The following is a 16,771-nucleotide window of genomic DNA, read 5'->3' as shown; positions in this document are numbered from 1 at the left end:
AGGTATTTACAAATTGAAACCATACAGTAAATCACACGAATTACATGAAGAAGCCTTACAGCATATAGTCGGAGGTGTAAATTCACCATCTCGCGCATATAAAGCAGTTGGTGGCGGTGCGCCAGTGTATATGGAGCGCGGAGAAGGTGCTTATTTCTGGGATGTCGATGGCAATAAGTACATTGACTATCTAGCTGCATATGGACCAATTATAACAGGACATGCACACCCTCATATTGCAAAGGCAATTTCACATGCAGCATCAAATGGTGTCTTGTACGGCACTCCTACTAAACTTGAAAATACATTTGCAAAAATGCTTAAATCTGCAATTCCGTCACTTGAGAAAGTTAGATTTACCAATTCAGGAACGGAAGCAGTAATGACGACAATTCGCGTAGCACGTGCCTATACCAATCGTACGAAAGTTATTAAGTTTGCCGGTTGCTACCATGGTCATTTTGATGCGGTATTAGTACAGGCCGGGTCTGGACCTGCAACACTTGGAACTCCAGATTCAGCTGGAATTCCTAAGGCTGTAGCAGCGGATGTCATCACTGTTCCATTCAATGACCTTGATGCTTTTAAGGAAGCAATAAATCATTGGGGAGATGAAATTGCTGCAGTTTTAGTTGAGCCAATCGTTGGTAATTTTGGAATCGTTGAACCCCATGAAGGCTTTTTGCAGGCAGTGAACGATATTACACATAATGCTGGTGCCTTGGTCATTTACGATGAAGTTATCACCGCATTTCGCTTTACATATGGAAGTGCACAACAAGTCTACGGTGTTGAACCAGACATGACAGCTATGGGTAAAATCATTGGGGGTGGACTTCCAATTGGAGCATACGGTGGCAAACTCGATATTATGGAACAGGTCGCACCACTTGGGCCTGCGTACCAAGCAGGAACTATGGCTGGTAACCCCGCATCAATGGCATCCGGTATTGCCTGTTTAGAAGTTTTACAACAAGACGGTGTCTATGAAAAATTAGATGAACTTGGGGCTCAGCTTGAAAAAGGAATTTTGGAAAAAGCCAGCGAGCACGGTGCTTCGATTTCTGTGAACCGCTTATGTGGCGCACTTACAGTTTATTTTGGCGAAGGTACAATCACGAATTATGATCAGGCAGAAGCTAGCGATGGTGAAGCCTTTGCACGATTCTTCAAATTAATGTTGGAACAAGGTGTGAATTTAGCTCCTTCTAAGTATGAAGCATGGTTCTTAACAACCGAACATACTGCGGAGGATATTGATGAAACGATTGAAGCCGTAGATCGCGCATTTCGTGTTATGGCTGAATAGATAGCAAAAAAAGGTTTCCTGCTTAGACAAGCGGGAAACCTTTTTTGATAGGAAAGAAAGTATAAAACTTTGGCGTTAATCTGTCTAGCGCAAGCGCCCTAGCCCGCCTGAGGTTATAAGTCAAATCTCTTTGTGATAAAAATCATCACTAAGAGATTCGTCTTAAACTTGTCGGGGCTGACCAAGGCGCTTGCGCTTTTCTAAATAGTGTTATAATTTTGGACTGCGCATCGCCAGTGTATCCACTTGGTTCGCCGGTGCATCTTGCTCTCCGTGACTGTAAATCAGCAATAGCATCAGCCTTTAACTAAATCAGGTTGATCCAGGTTTTGTACTTGATATAAATTATAGTAGCTCCCTTGTTTCTTCATTAGTTCGTCATGAGAACCACTCTCTTGGATTTCCCCGCCGACGATCACAACAATTCGATCTGCATGTGTGATGGTTGCGAGCCTGTGTGCAACAATGAATGTTGTACGATCTGAAGCTAACTTTTCTAATGCTTCCTGAATTGTGTGCTCACTTTCTAAATCAAGTGCTGAAGTCGCTTCGTCAAAGATTAATAATGGTGGATTTTTTAGAAATACACGCGCAATCGCAATTCGTTGTTTTTGCCCACCAGACAATTTAACGCCACGTTCACCGACTAATGTGTCATAACCATGCACCAAATCTGTGATAAAGTCGTGTGCATTTGCAGCCTTTGCAGCAGTAATAACCTCCGCGTCGGTTGCATCAGGATTACCCATTCTAATATTCATTGAAATGGATTCACTGAATAACGTATTGTCTTGAAGTACCATCCCGATATTGTCTCGAAGTGAACGAGCTTTCACATCACGTATATCCGTTCCATCTATTTTTATCGAACCTTTTGTAACATCGTAGAAACGAGGTATTAGACTGATTAGCGTAGACTTCCCACCACCACTCATCCCTACCAATGCTATGGTTTCACCCTTTTTCACTTGGAGGGACACGTTTTTCAATACGTCAGGTTCATCATCATCATAACGGAAGGAGACATTGTCAATATCAACATTACCTTTTACATCTGTAATAGGTTTAGCATCTTTTTTATCAACAATATCGTATTTTTCATTTAAGAATTCAAATACACGGTCAATAGACGCGATTGATTGTGTTAAAACAGTTGATGAATTAATTAATCGACGTAATGGGCTATAGACACGTTCCATATAAGCGACAAAGGCCACCATTGTACCTACTGATAGCCCACCATTTATAACATGATAACCTGCATATGCGATAACCAGTAGCGGTGCTAAATCAGTAATTGTGTTGGTAACGGCAAATGTCTTTGCATTCCAATTTGTGTGTTTCAATGCACTATCTAAAAAGTGTTCGTTTCGTTTATTAAATTGACCCTGCTCATATTCCTCCAATGCAAAGCTTCTCGTAACTGGAACACCTTGAACACGTTCATGAAGATGACCCTGAACTTCTGCTAACGCTTGTGAACGATCACGTGTTAAACGGCGTAATCTTCCATAGAAATATTTTATTGAAAAGCCGAATAAAGGAAATAAAATAATTGATACAATAGTTAATCCAACATTCATTGTCAGCATGATACAAATTGCAATTAAAATGGTTATTATGTCTAACCATATATTCATTAATCCTGTTAGCACGAAATTTTTTGTTTGTTCGACATCATGTATTACCCGGGAAATAATTTCGCCGGTTTTTGTCTGTGAGTAAAATCTGAGACTCAATTTTTGTATATGATCAAACAGTCGATCCCTTATGTCATAAAGGATTTTGTTACCTACCCATTGAGCTAAATATTGTCGAATGTATTCAACAGGCGGACGTAGTATTAGAAAAATTACAAACGCTCCACCCATAATCCATAGAAGTTCGCTTGTTTTGGCAGAGTCACTCATATTTTCCGCATTAATTATATCATCGATTATATATTTCAAAATTAATGGCAGTAATAAAGGAATAGCAAATTTTACGATTCCAATAAGAATTGTCCAAACTATTTTCCAACGGTACGGTTTAACAAACTGCATATATTGCTTAATGCTACTCATTTATATCTACCTCATCTATTTGTGTACTAAAGTGTTGCTTAGAAAAATTGGCTTATGCAGTAAGAAAGTAGGTTTACTTTCTTATCTGCCAAGAAAAACCCTTGCTACAGGTGTAACAAGGTTTCAACTTTTTATATATCACGACGTTTCAAGACATGTCATCTACGCTTTGCGTTATTATCTGTATGTCAAAAAACGTTCATACCACTGATCGACAAACTCTGGTGAGAAAGGCCCTTTTCTTTGATGTACCCATTGAAGCAGGTAATCCATATGCCTGTGCAAAATTTTATCTAATACAATTGGATAACCCATTTGTTCTTTATGTTCATCATACTCATCTTCATCCAATAAATTATAAGTCATGTCTGGAAATACTTTTACATCTAAATCATAATCAATGTATTTTAACGCTTCATCGTCATAGACAAATGGCGAACTTATGTTGCAATAATAGTGAATTCCATCATCACGTAACATGCCTATGATATTAAACCAATACTTCGCATGAAAATAACAAATAGCAGGCTCTCTTGTGATCCATGTTCTCCCATCACTTTCGATCACATTGGTTTTGTCATTTGCACCAATCACTTCATCTTCTGTCCGCTTCAAGACAAGGCAATTTTCCCAAACACGATGTAGTTTTCCATTATGCTTGTAGCTCTGAATTTGAATTTTCGAACCTGTTTCGGGGCCAGCCATCTTATCTTCCTTTCTGTATACTTTCCTTGTCCTTTTTTTACATTATAATGGCAAGCGTATTAAAGATAAAGGAACAAGCTCACATTTCCCTTCATTCTTAAAACAATAAAAAAAGAGCTTTCTTGGGAGAAGAAAGCTCTTTTCTGAGTCAGAAAAAAACGGGGTAGGTAAACTATTTCTTATTTTGTTGAGACTTTTGATTTTGTTTTTTTACTTCTTGTGCGTTTGTTTCAGATGCAAATTCAGTTCCAAATTTACCTTGACCTTGAGCTGCTTTTTGGTTTTGTTGCTTTACTTGTTGAACGTTTGTACCAGCAGCAGTTTTGTTAGGTTGTTGTGGTTTTTTAGCCATCTAATATCACCTCCGCAATAATTAATTTAACCATTTTGGGAGATGTTATTCTAAATACCCTTTAGTTAAATTTATCATGCATTGGAAAAAAATTACAAACTGGTATAGAAGCCGTCAATATACACATACTATCTAAATATAATATAGAGAAGACAAGTATTTCTTTCTTATTTTAAATACTGCATCATTTTTTGATGAGAAACCGGAAATGGAAATTCCTCCATTTCCTTGCGATTAACGAATTTAGCGTATGACCTATTGGTTTGTGTACTGTTTGATGCTGCTTCGTGTACTTCCAATTCCCAGATTAGATGGGTAAAAACATGTTTCAGCTTGCCAGCTTCTCTTTTTAAAGTAACATGAATGCCATATTCTTTTTCAAACCACTCTGGAATTTGGCTGAATCCCATTTCATTTAAAGAAATCATGGGAAATTGCCACAGATTTGCTAATAATCCATTGTCAGGTCTTTTTTCAATTAAATAATCGCCCTGTTTGTTTTTTATTAACAATGCAGCATATGGAATGCGTTTCTGCTTTTTAGCTTTTGACTTTATCGGTAATTGTTTCTCGATTCCTTCAGCAAATGCTTGACAATGCTGTTGAACAGGACAAAGCATACACGTTGGATTTTTAGGTGTACAAACAATAGCACCTAATTCCATCATTCCCTGATTAAACGATGACGGATCATCATGTGATATCATTTCCCGAACATAGTTCTCAAAGAGTTTTTTTGTACGTGGTTTTGCGATATCTTCTTCCACTTTTAAAATTCGTGAAAGGACACGCATAACATTACCGTCAACAGCAGGCTCAGGTTGATCGTATGCAATGGAAAGAATTGCCCCTTTTGTATAGGGACCAACACCTTTCAAAGATCCTAAATCACCTGGATCAGCTGGTATTTCCCCTCCATAAGAGGTAACGACTTCCTTAATAGCGTTTTGTAAGTTACGAGCACGGGAATAGTAACCTAAACCCTCCCATGATTTTAGGACGTCCTGTTCATCAGCACTTGCTAAGTCATGCACAGTGGGAAACTTCTCGACAAATTGGTTAAAATAAGGAATAACCGTATCTACCTTCGTTTGCTGTAGCATAATTTCAGATACCCAAATTTTATATGGATTTTGCTCTTTGCGCCATGGCAGATCACGTTTATTCGCTTGATACCAAGTTATTAAATCAGCTTGAAATTGCATTATATCAATATGTATTAACGTATTATTTTTCATTAATTCACAACCTTTATGTTACAATAAATTTCGACAAACATAGACATTGACACCTAGATACTCATCTAAGGAGGACCTTGAATGGATACTGGCACTCATGTGGTAATGGGGGTTGCTTTAGGAGGCCTTGCAACTCTAGACCCAGCTGTGCATAACGATCCTACACTATTTAGCGCAGTACTAGTAGGAACAATAATCGGTTCGCACGCACCTGACTTTGATACAATTTTAAAATTACGAAATAATGCAGTTTATATAAGACATCACCGTGGTATAACCCATTCAATCCCCGCAGTCATATTATGGGGTATATTGCTGGCAGGAATCATTTTCTTATTCGTGCCCCAGGTGAACTTTTTACATTTATGGCTATGGACATTCTTAGCCGTTGTTATTCATGTATTTGTTGATATATTCAATGCATATGGCACCCAAGCATATAGGCCATTTACAAACAAATGGGTCGCCCATGGATTTATTAATACCTTCGATCCGTATATTTTCACCTTGCATGTTGCTGGAATTGTTGCATGGATGCTTGGCGCGGACCCAGGATATACCTGGTTGATAATCTATGCTGTGATTGCCTTATATTATATTAAACGCTATCTCGATAAAAGGGAAATCATTAAAAAAATTCATGACTTTATCCCTGATGTAGAAAAAATCGCTACTTCACCAACATTGAAGCAAAACTACTGGAGAGTAGCAATTACGACTACAGATAATTTTTATGTTGGAAAAGCGGAACATGGTCACATTCAAATCGTTGATGAATATAAAAAGGTTCCATTGCCTGATACAGAACTTATCCGATTAGCAAAAGAAGATAAGAATATTTCCGCGTTCCTTTCGTTCTCGCCTGTTTATCGATGGGAGATTAACGATTACGATGATTTTACTGAAGTCAGATTTATTGATTTAAGATACCGTTCTAAAGGACATTATCCCTTTGTTGCGGTTGTCCAAATTGATGATAATATGCGAATTATGAGTTCCTATACAGGTTGGATTTTTTCTGAACAAAAACTTCAAAGCAAGTTATTATTTGGTGATAATCCAATTTAAAACAGCGAGGCGACATTATTGTCGCTCCGCTGTTTATTTAATTACTCTATCACCTAATAGTGAAATCGGAATTGCTTCTTCTTTTTCATAGGTTTCATCAAGTAAATTAATCCGATGCCCCCATGCAAATACGCCGTTAATATAATTTATCTTAAACCGATGTCCAGGATCACCTTTCATTTGGTGAATATCTTCAGCCATAAAGTCTTCTGGGTTTAACATATATGCCATCGCAACCTGCATTTTTCGTTCATTTATCGCAACTTCGCTAATATTCCCTACTTGCTCTGCTTTAAGTGCTTTCTCTTTCAGTCGACCAACTTCTTCGCGTAATTGTTCTACTGAATAATCACTATATCGAAAATCCAAATTACTCGCCTCCTATTACTTTCATTTTACATTTTACCAATACTTTAGGACAATGAACATGATGAATGCTTAAAATGAAAATTTTCAGGGAGGTAAATCGTTATGCCAAATATAGCTATAACAGGTGCTGGAAGCGGACTTGGTCGAGCACTTGCATTGAAGTATGCAAAAAATGGATACAACGTTTTTTTATTAGGAAGATCTGATACAAAACTACATATGGTGCAAAATGAAATTCTACAGGATGGTGGAAAAGCAGAGATTGTTTTATGTGATGTGAGTGAACCTGCATCAGTGAGTATTGCCTTTCAACAAATAGGTGAATTAGATGTTTTTATAAATAATGCTGGTATCGGAATTTTTGGTCCTGTTGACGATTATACGGTAGAGGATGTTGAATCTACTTTAAACACAAATGTTAAGGGAACTATTTTAACGGTTCAATCTGCATTGCCGTTGATTAGAAAAAGTAGCGGACGAATTCTGACAATCATCTCAACCGCAGGACTTCGCGGCAAAGTAAATGAATCCATTTATTGTGCAAGTAAATTCGCCGTTAAAGGCTTTACCGAAAGCTTGCAAAAAGAATGGGAAAATGAATCCATTTCTATTACTGCCGTTTATATGGGTGGCATGAACACACCATTCTGGAAAGGATCAGCCCATGTGAAGGATGCTTCAGGATTAAAAGGTCCCGAAGTTGTTGCTGAACAAATTTACAGTGAAGATAACGGCCGAAATGAGATTGTGATTGATAAATAGTTTGATTGTGCGGCTGATATATTCCATTGAAATGGGATGTATTGGCCGTAAAATTTTTATTCCAACCGTTCCACTCCAGCATTAATTACTCCTCATCCTCCGCTTCATCTAAAAATTTATTAATCAAATCAATCCCAAATCCTTTACGATACAATCCTTCTTTTACTTTATTTCGTAGTTCATAACCAGTGAATTTCGGTTTATGTTTTCGTAGTAGCTTGTCACCGTGTTTTGTAATGGCAATCCATTCTGCATCATCATCTTTTTCTTCCCCAAGCTCAGATACCGCTTCCTTTATGACATCCTGTTCAAACCCTTTTTGCATGAGTGTAATTTGGAGCTGTTGAAGTTGTTTTTTAAAGGAATCTTTTCCTTGTTTATTCATTTTTTTATGAATCCACTTTTGCGTTTTTTCCATTTGAATGTCAAACGTGTAATGCTCAATAGCCTTGCTGGCAACAGCAGCCGAAACACCCTTTTCAATCAATTCTTTTCTTACTAACGCTGGGCCTTTTATAGAGGTTTGTATCCTTGTTCGAACAAACGCATCTGCAAACACTGCATCATCAAGCAATCCCTCAGACATCAATCGGTCCATAATTTGTTTGATATGTTCTTCATCAACTTCTTTTTTCACCAAATAATCATGAATTTCTTTTTTTGTTCGCATTCGGTAGCTTAAAAAATTGATAGTAAGGGTATAAGATTTATGTACATCATCTTTTTCGATTAGCGTTGTGACCATTGAATCATCCAATTCAAGATCTTTATGAAGCTTATATTCAATTAGAAGGGCTTCATCAACACTAAAGCCATACTTTTCTCCCTGGCCATCGTCCAAGAAGATGTTATAACGATTCTTACGTTTTTTCTGTGTGGTGATACGGGTAATCTTTTTCACTGTTACTCTCCCCTTTTGTTAAGGATCTTTTCGTACGCATTGTTGCTATTTCATCTTAATAGTTGATATAAACTGTGAAGTAACTTCTATCTAAGTTAGGTCTGTAGAACTGATAATGGAAACAAGTTACTTAGGCAACCGCAGCCCGTATACACTTCGCTTTCCGCGGGCGGCTGGTGAGCCTCCTTGTGCTAACGCACTGCGTAGTCTCACCAATGCCTGTCCTCCCGCAGGAGTCTACGTGTATACGGGCTGCTGGTATAATAGTTGCCAATAACAGCATTCATTAGTTGAAAGAAATGACCAAGAATTCTTACGTAAATAGCTTTACCAGTCCAGCATCGTTCCGGGCGGTGACTCCTGCGGGAACAGCACGTGTCCGAAGACCCCGCAGAGTGGTTTTCTCGAGGAGGCTAAGGCCGTGCCCGCGGAAAGCATCCGCCCGAAGCGATCCTGGACGGCAGCAATAGCACATGTCTTTAGAAATAAACCTAAAGTTATGTCGTAATATCTATTCTCTCGAAGCAACAATCTTAAGAAAACAACCTTTGTTAATAATAACATGAAATTTTTTACCAATCACCACAGTAAGAATCATAAACTTGCATATAATAAGAAAAGCGAAGGCAACTGTTCTGGGGTGACACGCATAAGCAAGGAACCGAAGAGTGCATGCTCTTCGCACTCGTAGTGTTCATTGCTTATGTCGCGAACCCCAAGGAGCCGTAGCTAGACATGAAAAGCGGAGGCGACTGTTCAGAAGCGGACGCAGCCTTACTGAGAACTAATGAACAATAATTATATTGATTGGAGTGTTCGTATTGAATATATTAATTTCGGGTGGTACTGGATTTGTAGGATCACAATTAACGAACGTACTAACAGGTGAAAATCATCATGTATACATACTAACGCGCTCCCCTGACAACTATGAAAATACAGATTTAATCACTTATATTCCTTATGATTACTATGTACGTGACCTACCGGCAATTAATTCTGTCATTAACCTTGCTGGCGATACATTATTTGGCTATTGGAGTACAGATAAAAAAACTAACATTATGAAGAGTCGAACAGAAACTACCCAACATCTCGTTCAAATGATGCAACAAATGGAAAAGAAACCTGAGGTATTTATAAGTGCATCAGCAATTGGATTTTATGGTACAAGTGAGGATCTTATATACACGGAGAATACATTAGATCAAGGCGATGACTTTCTTGCTAGTGTAGCAGGCGCATGGGAAACCACCGCAATGCAAGCAGCAGACGAATTGCACATACGAACAGTTTGTACACGTTTCGGAATCATATTGGGAGAAAAAGGTGCTTTGTCGTACATGACCTTACCGATTAAGATGTTTGCTGGTGGTAAAATTGGAAACGGTGAACAATGGATGTCATGGGTTCATGTTGAAGATGTGGTAAATTCAATTATTTTTTGCATGCGAAATGACAAAATAGAAGGACCGGTTAACGTTACAGCACCAAATCCAAAACGTAATAAAGACTTTACGAAAATATTAGCAAAGGTTCTTAAACGACCTTATTGGTTTACTACCCCATCCCCATTAATCCGTACTGCGATTGGTGAAATGAGTGAACTCATGACAAAAGGTCAATATGTATTACCTGGGAAGTTAGACGACCAAAATTATCAATTTTCTTATCCATATTTAGAAGAAGCATTGCGTTCAATAAACCTACACAAAAAGCCCCAAAAAAAGTCGCAAAATGTGTAAAAAAATGATTCACAATTTTATTAAATCTGTGTAAAATAACAGTACTGAGAAATAAATGATATAGGGAAGGCAAATGGTGCGCCACCAGTGATTACTGGTTCTAGTGGGTTCGATTCCCACCCCGAATTTTTGTTGATCGCTAACCAAAAATTCAGGGGTGGGGCACACCAGACTTCTTCAAGATACCCACCTAAATACAAGGAGGGTATTTTTATGCTTAAAAAACGTGATTTACACGAGGTACCAGCACTATTTGAATTGATAAAACACCCAGATGTTTATCCATTTGTACGGCATAAAGCAGAGACAAGTGATGAATTTTACTTCATCACAAGACAAACAATGGAAGCGGAAGAAAACGGTGAATTAATATCCCGGACTATTCTAGATGAATTTCAACAACCAATAGGTACCATTAATTTATTTGATATGCAGCAGCAACACGGATTCTTGGCAACATGGGTTGGTCAGCCCTACTTTGGTAAAGGATATAATAAAGAAGCAAAAGAGTTATTTTTTGAAGAAATATTTTTTCAACATGATATTAAGGGCATTTTTATGAAGATCCAAAAATCAAATGTACGCTCGTTAAAAGCAATTTTAAAGATTCCCTATGTAGCTCTAGGAAATACGTTTTATCCAGATGTATATCAAGCGATTAATCAAAAGAATGACGTATATGAATTATTTGTGATTTCAAAGGATCATTATATGTCCTATCATCAGTTTCACACACCCTCTGTATCAGAAGGTGGCGAAGAGGTTTCCTAATACATGTATATTTTCACTGTTACTTTACCATGCTAATCATAGAAAAGAGGGATTTCTATGAAAGGTAAATCGAAAGGTGAAAATCGTACACTTGGATATTTATCCAAGACGCAAGAAGTTCTATATCAAAAAGAGTTTAAAAAAGCAGACAGCATTTATGGTCAGCTTAGCCAAAAAGGCAACCGATTAAAATAATCGGTTGTCTTTTTTTACTTTTATCCACACTCTTTCATGCGTATGTGGATAACGTCTGAAACAACTGAAGAATTAAGGGCATTTATACACAACATAATGTGCACAACTTTAATGCACCCTGTGAATAGTGTGGATAAATACCCAGAACATTGTGAGTAAGTCTTCTTGAATGTGAATAACTTTGTGGATTATATTTTCACAAAAAAATACATTGACCTTATGTGATGTTTGTTATACTATAAATATAACAGTTATTATTAGAAAGTCTTATGATTTCTAAATACAAATGAGAAAGAAGTGATTTTTATGCAAGAATTGTTAAATGAAATTAATTGGGCAATCATTGCTCCATTTCTAGTAATTCAAGCCATCTTACTCATTGTCGCGTTAGTTGATTTAGTAAAAGTTAATAAAACAAATGGGCCAAAGTTGTTATGGGTTTTTATTATTATTTTGGTTAATATTCTTGGTCCCATATTGTATTTTGTTTTTGGAAGGAGAACAGATTAAATGGCCATACTTACCTTAAAAAATCTCTCCAAAAATTATGATGGAAAAACTGCTGTTAAACCTGTGGACTTGGCTTTTGATGCACAAAAATGTATTGCCTTAATAGGACCAAATGGTGCGGGTAAAACAACTATATTACGTACTTTATCTGGTTTACTCAAACCATCTACAGGTTCTATCACCTTTCATGATATGGAACCAAAGGAAGACATTCGAAAGTATATTGGGTATCTTCCACAATACCCTTCCTTTCACTCTTGGATGACTGGCAAAGAATTTCTAGTCTACGTTGCTCAACTTGCTTATATCGGAAAAAATGAAGCGATTAAGCGTGCTGAATCATTACTTTCCCAAGTTGGGCTGGACGATGCTAAAAATCAACGTATTGGAAAATACTCAGGTGGCATGAAGCAACGATTAGGAATTGCACAAGCAATTATTCATAAACCAAAGCTTCTAATGCTTGATGAGCCTGTATCATCACTTGATCCAATAGGTAGACGAGAGGTTCTAAATTTGATGGATGAATTAAAAAAAGATATGACAATTTTATTTTCAACACATATCTTAAGTGACGCTGATGAAGTTAGTGATGAATTACTGCTTTTGCATAATGGAAACATTGTGGAAGAAGGGTCGTTGGAGTTTCTACGTTCTAAGTATCAAATATCTAAAATTGAAGTATCTTTTTCCGATGACGTAGACAACTATACAAAAGCTATCAAGGCTTTACCAACCGTTCAAGAATGTACTATCGAAAAGGGAAGTATTCATATCATCACTGATGATATCAACTCTGCCCGAAGTGAAATTCTATCAGAGGCTTCAAAAGAAAATTGGCCATTGTCCATGTTTACCATAAGTAGAACTACGCTTGAAGAAATGTTTATGAAGGCGGTGAATTCCTAATGCAATGGACAACACTTTTACAGAAAGAAGTTCTTGAAAATTGGCGTAACTTTAAATGGGTATGGGTTCCCCTTGTCATGATTTTAATTGCGTGTATGGATCCTATTTCTACCTATTATTTACCACAAATTATAGATGCGGTCGGCGGACTTCCAAATGGATCTGCAATTGATATTCCAGAATTTCTTCCTAGTGATATTATTATGATGAGTCTTGGCCAATTCAGTAGTTTGGGAGTCTTGATGATTGTATTAATGTCTATGGGTGCAATTGCAAGTGAAAGAAAAAGTGGTGTGTTAGAACTTATCCTGGTAAAGCCCGTTACCTATAAAAATTACATTACGGCAAAATGGATGTCGCTCATGTTGTTAGTTTGGATAGCCTTTTCAGTTGGCATGCTTGCCAACTGGTATTATGTTAATCTATTATTCGGCGATTTATCATTCGTTAGTTTATTAAAAGTAACCCTTTTTTATGGACTCTGGTTATCATTGGTAATAAGCTTTTCAGTTTTTTATAACGCATTGGTCAGAACACCCGGACTTGTCGCGTTTCTCACCATATTGTCCCTACTGATTATGTCCATAGTTACTAATATATTTGCAAACTATTTAGAATGGAGTCCCTCCAATATCTCAGAACACATCCAACAAATGCTTGTAAATAAAAGTGTTCCTGCTGAACTTCTAGGTAGCGCTGGGATAACAATTATTTTGATTGCTCTTTTGTTGATTGGATCAATTATTACATTTAAGTCCAAGGAATTGGCAAATTAAAATGGATGGGGTTAAGCCCCATCCATTTACTATCTACTTTTTACAATTGTTACTTTCCGTACCAATAACCATGTTAATCCATATAATAGTAGACCAACAGCTGCTAATTGATAAAAGAAAATTAAATCAAACGATTCCACAATGTTTACGAAGAATTCCGTAATAAAATCTGCAGCAACACCTACAAGTAAAAAGACAATTACAAGTGCTATAAATCCTCCTCCACCAGCCAAACCGTATTTATAAAACAACAAGCCGATTCCGAACATAGCAGATAATATGAAAAACATACATGTTGCATCGATTATTACTCTAGTTAACCACGTATCATTAATTAATTGAGCAAGGTGTATAAAATCAAATTCAAATAATAATAATTGATTTGTTATGGTTAAAACTATCGAATGAATGGTGTTGGCTAATATAGATTTTAAAACCGATAAACCAATAAAGAATATCCCTAAACTAATAAAAAAGTTCTTTCTGGTTGCCCCCATTTTGATGGAGAATGGAATACTTTCCTTTACAGTAACAAATGCAAATATGGCACAATAAATGTAGATAGCAAATGATAGGGCAAAACGCATATTTACTTCAACACCGTTTAAAAAAATGTATGCCCCGGTTGTAAGAAGCAATGTTCCAACCAATGATCCAAGCAATATTCCCCAAAAGATTAAAAATGATCTTCTGCTATCTGCAGTAAAAAAGTAAAGTAAGCCTTTGATTTGTCTGTTCATTATTACGCCCCCTTATTACCTTCTGTTAAATGAATCATTAATTCTTGTATCGGAATTCCTTCAGCCTTTAATCCTGCATTCACAGCCTCTTCCTTATTGCAATATACATATGCAGTCATCATACCTGCAAGCTGTTTCTTATTGATCACCGTTTTACCAGCACTAAATTCTTCAACCTGTTGCACCGTACCCGTAATTGCACATGTATTTGTTCTCAATGTATCTGCATCTTCACGTAATACCAATTTCCCGTCTTGAATGATTAGAACTTCTTCAAATAACAGACTTACCTCATCAATTAAATGTGTCGAGAAAATAATAGTTCGCTTCTCATTTTCATATTCTTCAAGAAGGATTTCATAAAACTTCCGTCGTGCAGCTGCGTCAAGTCCGATATATGGTTCATCAAAAATCGTAATCGGCGCCTTACAAGACAGTCCTACTATAATGCCTAGTGCTGATTCCATTCCTTTTGATAACGTCCTAACTTTCGCTTTCTTATCTAGTTCGTATACCTCAACAAGCTCATCTGCTAATTCCTGATCCCACGTTGGGTAAAACAAAGAATAGATGCGGAGTACATTTTTAATCGATAAATCCTTTTTAAAGTTATTTCCTTCTTTAATTAAACAGACCGACTCTGTAATATGCTGATTATCAAATGGATTTTCATTATCAATAGTAATTTCTCCACTAGTAGACAGAATGTGTCCAGCTAAAATTTCCATGAATGTTGTTTTACCAGCGCCATTGCGTCCAAGCAAACCGTAAATCTTCGGCTCAAGGAGAGAAAACGAAATGCTATCAAGTGCATGTTTTTCTTTATATTTTTTAGTAAGATTTTTCACATTAATTTCCATCACTATCTGCCTCCTTGTTAATCATTGAAATTAAATCATCATTATTAATCCGTAGTTTTTTTGCTTCATTTTTAATCGGTAAAATATAATTTTCATAAAACGTTTCCTGCCGTTTCTCAATTAAAATCTCCCTTGCGTTTTCGGTTACAAACATCCCCACACCTCTTCGTTTGAATAAAATATTTTCATTCACCAGTTCATTAATCCCTTTGGCTGCTGTCGCAGGGTTGATTTGATAAAAACTGGCGAACTCATTCGTAGATGGTACACGCTCCATTGCATTGACGTTACCATTAATTATCGAGTCCTCAAGTTGTTCTTTTATCTGTAAAAATATAGGTTTATTTTCATCAAGTGTATTTTTCATGTTCAACCCCTCGGTTAATTGGTTAGTTACTTGTGTAACTAACTATATAACCACACGGATTGATTGTCAACAATTTTTTGAAAATTAATTAAGTTGGGCTGAAAAAAAAGAGCTCGGGCACACTGACCAAGCTCTTCGCAACTATTATCCTTCCTCACTTATACCACTTGTTGGTCCCTTTTCAGTCCAAATATAATAATCATGCCCATTTGTAGTCACTGTGATGTTTCCGAAAACTGCTGTGGAAAAGATCAAAGCATTCACTCTATAGAGGTTCTGAATGACTCTCCCAACTGGATGACCATAATCATTTTGTTTACTATATGTCAGTATGGCTACCTTTGGATTTACCTTTTTCAAAAAGTCTAAGGAACTACTCGTGCGACTACCGTGATGTGCCACTTTGATAAATTCCGATTGAAGGCCCTCTATTTTCATTAATTCTTTTTCCTGTTCCTTTTCAATATCTCCCAAAAATAGAAAGTCCATTTCTTTATATGTTACTTTCAATACAATTGATGACTCATTATTATTTCGAAAGGGCTCATACGTATTTAATACACGTATTTTTAATGAAGGATCAAGATTTATTAACTGATTTTTTTCAGCAATTTCAACCGGTATTCCTTGCTTTGCTACTTGCCCGATATATTTACGGTATGTTTTCGTCGTGTAAAGCTTGCCAGAGTCAAGAATTTGTTCAACCTTGGTAGACTTCATTACCTTTGGGAGCCCTCCGATATGATCAATATCAGGATGGGTAACAATTAGTAAATTAATTTTATCAATTTGTTGATTTTCAAGGTATTCCACTATTTTTTTACCAGACTCAGGTGTTCCACCATCAATCAATATTGTCTTATCTTCGGGTGTCTGTATTAAAATGCTGTCACCTTGACCAACATCAATAAAATGAACTTGCATAGTCGGCTGTTGTTCCCCATGAATGGTATTAACTGGCGCAGTGACAAATATGAAAAAAAGAAGTATAACGATATACCATCTATATTTTCCCATGAACAACATCCTTCGTAAGTAATTACTTTATCGTTTTCCTGTATGAGCATTTATTTTTTGATGAAACAGCTTTGATTAACGGTCGTGACTGTCTTTTAAATAAAAAGGTTTCAT

General features: G+C 36.8%; 19 protein-coding genes. 9 read left to right on the top strand and 10 right to left on the bottom strand.

The window, feature by feature from the left end:
- Positions 1–13 precede the first annotated feature (13 nt).
- Positions 14–1,309, top strand: coding sequence for a glutamate-1-semialdehyde 2,1-aminomutase (locus tag LG329_RS14115; protein WP_404451463.1), 1,296 nt, complete (start codon positions 14–16; stop codon positions 1,307–1,309).
- Positions 1,310–1,605: 296 nt separating this feature from the next.
- Here the strand turns inward: LG329_RS14115 and LG329_RS14110 are convergent, their stop codons facing one another.
- From LG329_RS14110 to mutY, 4 genes are all read right to left on the bottom strand, one after another.
- Positions 1,606–3,372 carry an ABC transporter ATP-binding protein gene (locus LG329_RS14110; protein WP_404451462.1) on the bottom strand — a complete coding sequence of 589 codons (1,767 nt, stop codon included), beginning with the start codon at positions 3,370–3,372 and terminating at the stop codon, positions 1,606–1,608.
- Positions 3,373–3,549: 177 nt separating this feature from the next.
- Entirely contained in the window at positions 3,550–4,077 is a 528-nt protein-coding gene (locus LG329_RS14105) for a DUF402 domain-containing protein (protein ID WP_404451461.1), read from the bottom strand.
- A gap of 172 nt (positions 4,078–4,249) precedes the next feature.
- Complete coding sequence (locus LG329_RS14100; protein ID WP_404451460.1) at positions 4,250–4,429, bottom strand: gamma-type small acid-soluble spore protein; 180 nt, start codon at positions 4,427–4,429, stop codon at positions 4,250–4,252.
- 167 nt (positions 4,430–4,596) lie between these two features.
- Entirely contained in the window at positions 4,597–5,667 is a 1,071-nt protein-coding gene (gene mutY / locus LG329_RS14095; RefSeq protein WP_404451459.1) for an A/G-specific adenine glycosylase, read from the bottom strand.
- 81 nt (positions 5,668–5,748) lie between these two features.
- On the opposite strand from mutY, the gene LG329_RS14090 reads away from it, so the two are divergent.
- Complete coding sequence (locus LG329_RS14090; protein ID WP_404451458.1) at positions 5,749–6,735, top strand: metal-dependent hydrolase; 987 nt, start codon at positions 5,749–5,751, stop codon at positions 6,733–6,735.
- Between the two features lie 33 nt (positions 6,736–6,768).
- Here LG329_RS14090 and LG329_RS14085 read toward each other — a convergent pair whose 3' ends face one another.
- Positions 6,769–7,104: a YfhH family protein gene (locus LG329_RS14085; protein WP_404451457.1), complete on the bottom strand. Its 336-nt coding sequence runs from the start codon at positions 7,102–7,104 to the stop codon at positions 6,769–6,771.
- Positions 7,105–7,206: 102 nt separating this feature from the next.
- On the opposite strand from LG329_RS14085, the gene LG329_RS14080 reads away from it, so the two are divergent.
- Positions 7,207–7,866: an SDR family NAD(P)-dependent oxidoreductase gene (locus tag LG329_RS14080; protein WP_404451456.1), complete on the top strand. Its 660-nt coding sequence runs from the start codon at positions 7,207–7,209 to the stop codon at positions 7,864–7,866.
- An 85-nt stretch (positions 7,867–7,951) separates the two neighbouring features.
- On the opposite strand, the gene recX is transcribed toward LG329_RS14080, so the two are convergent.
- Complete coding sequence (gene recX / locus LG329_RS14075) at positions 7,952–8,767, bottom strand: recombination regulator RecX (protein ID WP_404451455.1); 816 nt, start codon at positions 8,765–8,767, stop codon at positions 7,952–7,954.
- Positions 8,768–9,588: 821 nt separating this feature from the next.
- Between recX and LG329_RS14070 the strand changes: the two genes are divergently transcribed.
- From LG329_RS14070 to LG329_RS14045, 6 genes are all read left to right on the top strand, one after another.
- Positions 9,589–10,512, top strand: coding sequence for a TIGR01777 family oxidoreductase (locus LG329_RS14070; protein WP_404451454.1), 924 nt, complete (start codon positions 9,589–9,591; stop codon positions 10,510–10,512).
- 213 nt (positions 10,513–10,725) lie between these two features.
- Complete coding sequence (locus LG329_RS14065) at positions 10,726–11,283, top strand: GNAT family N-acetyltransferase (RefSeq protein WP_404451453.1); 558 nt, start codon at positions 10,726–10,728, stop codon at positions 11,281–11,283.
- Between the two features lie 57 nt (positions 11,284–11,340).
- The gene (locus tag LG329_RS14060) at positions 11,341–11,478 is read left to right on the top strand and encodes a YfhE family protein (RefSeq protein ID WP_404451452.1); all 138 of its coding nucleotides are present in this window, start codon (positions 11,341–11,343) and stop codon (positions 11,476–11,478) included.
- Between the two features lie 306 nt (positions 11,479–11,784).
- Complete coding sequence (locus tag LG329_RS14055; protein ID WP_404451451.1) at positions 11,785–11,988, top strand: PLD nuclease N-terminal domain-containing protein; 204 nt, start codon at positions 11,785–11,787, stop codon at positions 11,986–11,988.
- A complete protein-coding gene (locus LG329_RS14050) occupies positions 11,989–12,897 on the top strand; it encodes an ATP-binding cassette domain-containing protein (RefSeq protein WP_404451450.1) in 909 nt (302 codons plus the stop codon).
- The gene (locus LG329_RS14045; protein WP_404451449.1) at positions 12,897–13,673 is read left to right on the top strand and encodes an ABC transporter permease; all 777 of its coding nucleotides are present in this window, start codon (positions 12,897–12,899) and stop codon (positions 13,671–13,673) included. Before LG329_RS14050 ends, LG329_RS14045 begins: the two co-directional genes overlap by 1 nt.
- A 29-nt stretch (positions 13,674–13,702) precedes the next feature.
- On the opposite strand, the gene LG329_RS14040 is transcribed toward LG329_RS14045, so the two are convergent.
- The 4 genes from LG329_RS14040 to LG329_RS14025 form a co-directional block, all read right to left on the bottom strand.
- Positions 13,703–14,413 carry a hypothetical protein gene (locus LG329_RS14040; protein WP_404451447.1) on the bottom strand — a complete coding sequence of 237 codons (711 nt, stop codon included), beginning with the start codon at positions 14,411–14,413 and terminating at the stop codon, positions 13,703–13,705.
- 2 nt (positions 14,414–14,415) lie between these two features.
- Positions 14,416–15,273 carry an ABC transporter ATP-binding protein gene (locus tag LG329_RS14035; protein ID WP_404456689.1) on the bottom strand — a complete coding sequence of 286 codons (858 nt, stop codon included), beginning with the start codon at positions 15,271–15,273 and terminating at the stop codon, positions 14,416–14,418.
- Entirely contained in the window at positions 15,263–15,640 is a 378-nt protein-coding gene (locus tag LG329_RS14030) for a GntR family transcriptional regulator (protein WP_404451446.1), read from the bottom strand. The genes LG329_RS14035 and LG329_RS14030 overlap by 11 nt, the downstream gene beginning before the upstream one ends.
- Positions 15,641–15,784: 144 nt before the next feature.
- A complete protein-coding gene (locus tag LG329_RS14025; RefSeq protein WP_404451445.1) occupies positions 15,785–16,657 on the bottom strand; it encodes a ComEC/Rec2 family competence protein in 873 nt (290 codons plus the stop codon).
- Positions 16,658–16,771: the final 114 nt, after the last annotated feature.

Origin of the sequence: Virgibacillus necropolis, assembly GCF_044793635.1 — a bacterium.
Lineage (GTDB): Bacteria > Bacillota > Bacilli > Bacillales > Amphibacillaceae > Virgibacillus_F > Virgibacillus_F necropolis_A.
This window is presented reverse-complemented; position numbering and strand designations above follow the sequence as displayed.

What these genes read in the sequence shown, in the direction of transcription:
- LG329_RS14110 (WP_404451462.1), bottom strand. Translation starts at nt 3,372, where the DNA reads ATGAGTAGCATTAAGCAATATATGCAGTTTGTTAAACCGTACCGTTGG.
- LG329_RS14105 (WP_404451461.1), bottom strand. Translation starts at nt 4,077, where the DNA reads ATGGCTGGCCCCGAAACAGGTTCGAAAATTCAAATTCAGAGCTACAAG.
- LG329_RS14100 (WP_404451460.1), bottom strand. Translation starts at nt 4,429, where the DNA reads ATGGCTAAAAAACCACAACAACCTAACAAAACTGCTGCTGGTACAAAC.
- mutY (WP_404451459.1), bottom strand. Translation starts at nt 5,667, where the DNA reads ATGAAAAATAATACGTTAATACATATTGATATAATGCAATTTCAAGCT.
- LG329_RS14090 (WP_404451458.1), top strand. Translation starts at nt 5,749, where the DNA reads ATGGATACTGGCACTCATGTGGTAATGGGGGTTGCTTTAGGAGGCCTT.
- LG329_RS14080 (WP_404451456.1), top strand. Translation starts at nt 7,207, where the DNA reads ATGCCAAATATAGCTATAACAGGTGCTGGAAGCGGACTTGGTCGAGCA.
- LG329_RS14065 (WP_404451453.1), top strand. Translation starts at nt 10,726, where the DNA reads ATGCTTAAAAAACGTGATTTACACGAGGTACCAGCACTATTTGAATTG.
- LG329_RS14060 (WP_404451452.1), top strand. Translation starts at nt 11,341, where the DNA reads ATGAAAGGTAAATCGAAAGGTGAAAATCGTACACTTGGATATTTATCC.
- LG329_RS14055 (WP_404451451.1), top strand. Translation starts at nt 11,785, where the DNA reads ATGCAAGAATTGTTAAATGAAATTAATTGGGCAATCATTGCTCCATTT.
- LG329_RS14050 (WP_404451450.1), top strand. Translation starts at nt 11,989, where the DNA reads ATGGCCATACTTACCTTAAAAAATCTCTCCAAAAATTATGATGGAAAA.
- LG329_RS14045 (WP_404451449.1), top strand. Translation starts at nt 12,897, where the DNA reads ATGCAATGGACAACACTTTTACAGAAAGAAGTTCTTGAAAATTGGCGT.
- LG329_RS14040 (WP_404451447.1), bottom strand. Translation starts at nt 14,413, where the DNA reads ATGAACAGACAAATCAAAGGCTTACTTTACTTTTTTACTGCAGATAGC.
- LG329_RS14035 (WP_404456689.1), bottom strand. Translation starts at nt 15,273, where the DNA reads ATGGAAATTAATGTGAAAAATCTTACTAAAAAATATAAAGAAAAACAT.
- LG329_RS14030 (WP_404451446.1), bottom strand. Translation starts at nt 15,640, where the DNA reads ATGAAAAATACACTTGATGAAAATAAACCTATATTTTTACAGATAAAA.
- LG329_RS14025 (WP_404451445.1), bottom strand. Translation starts at nt 16,657, where the DNA reads ATGGGAAAATATAGATGGTATATCGTTATACTTCTTTTTTTCATATTT.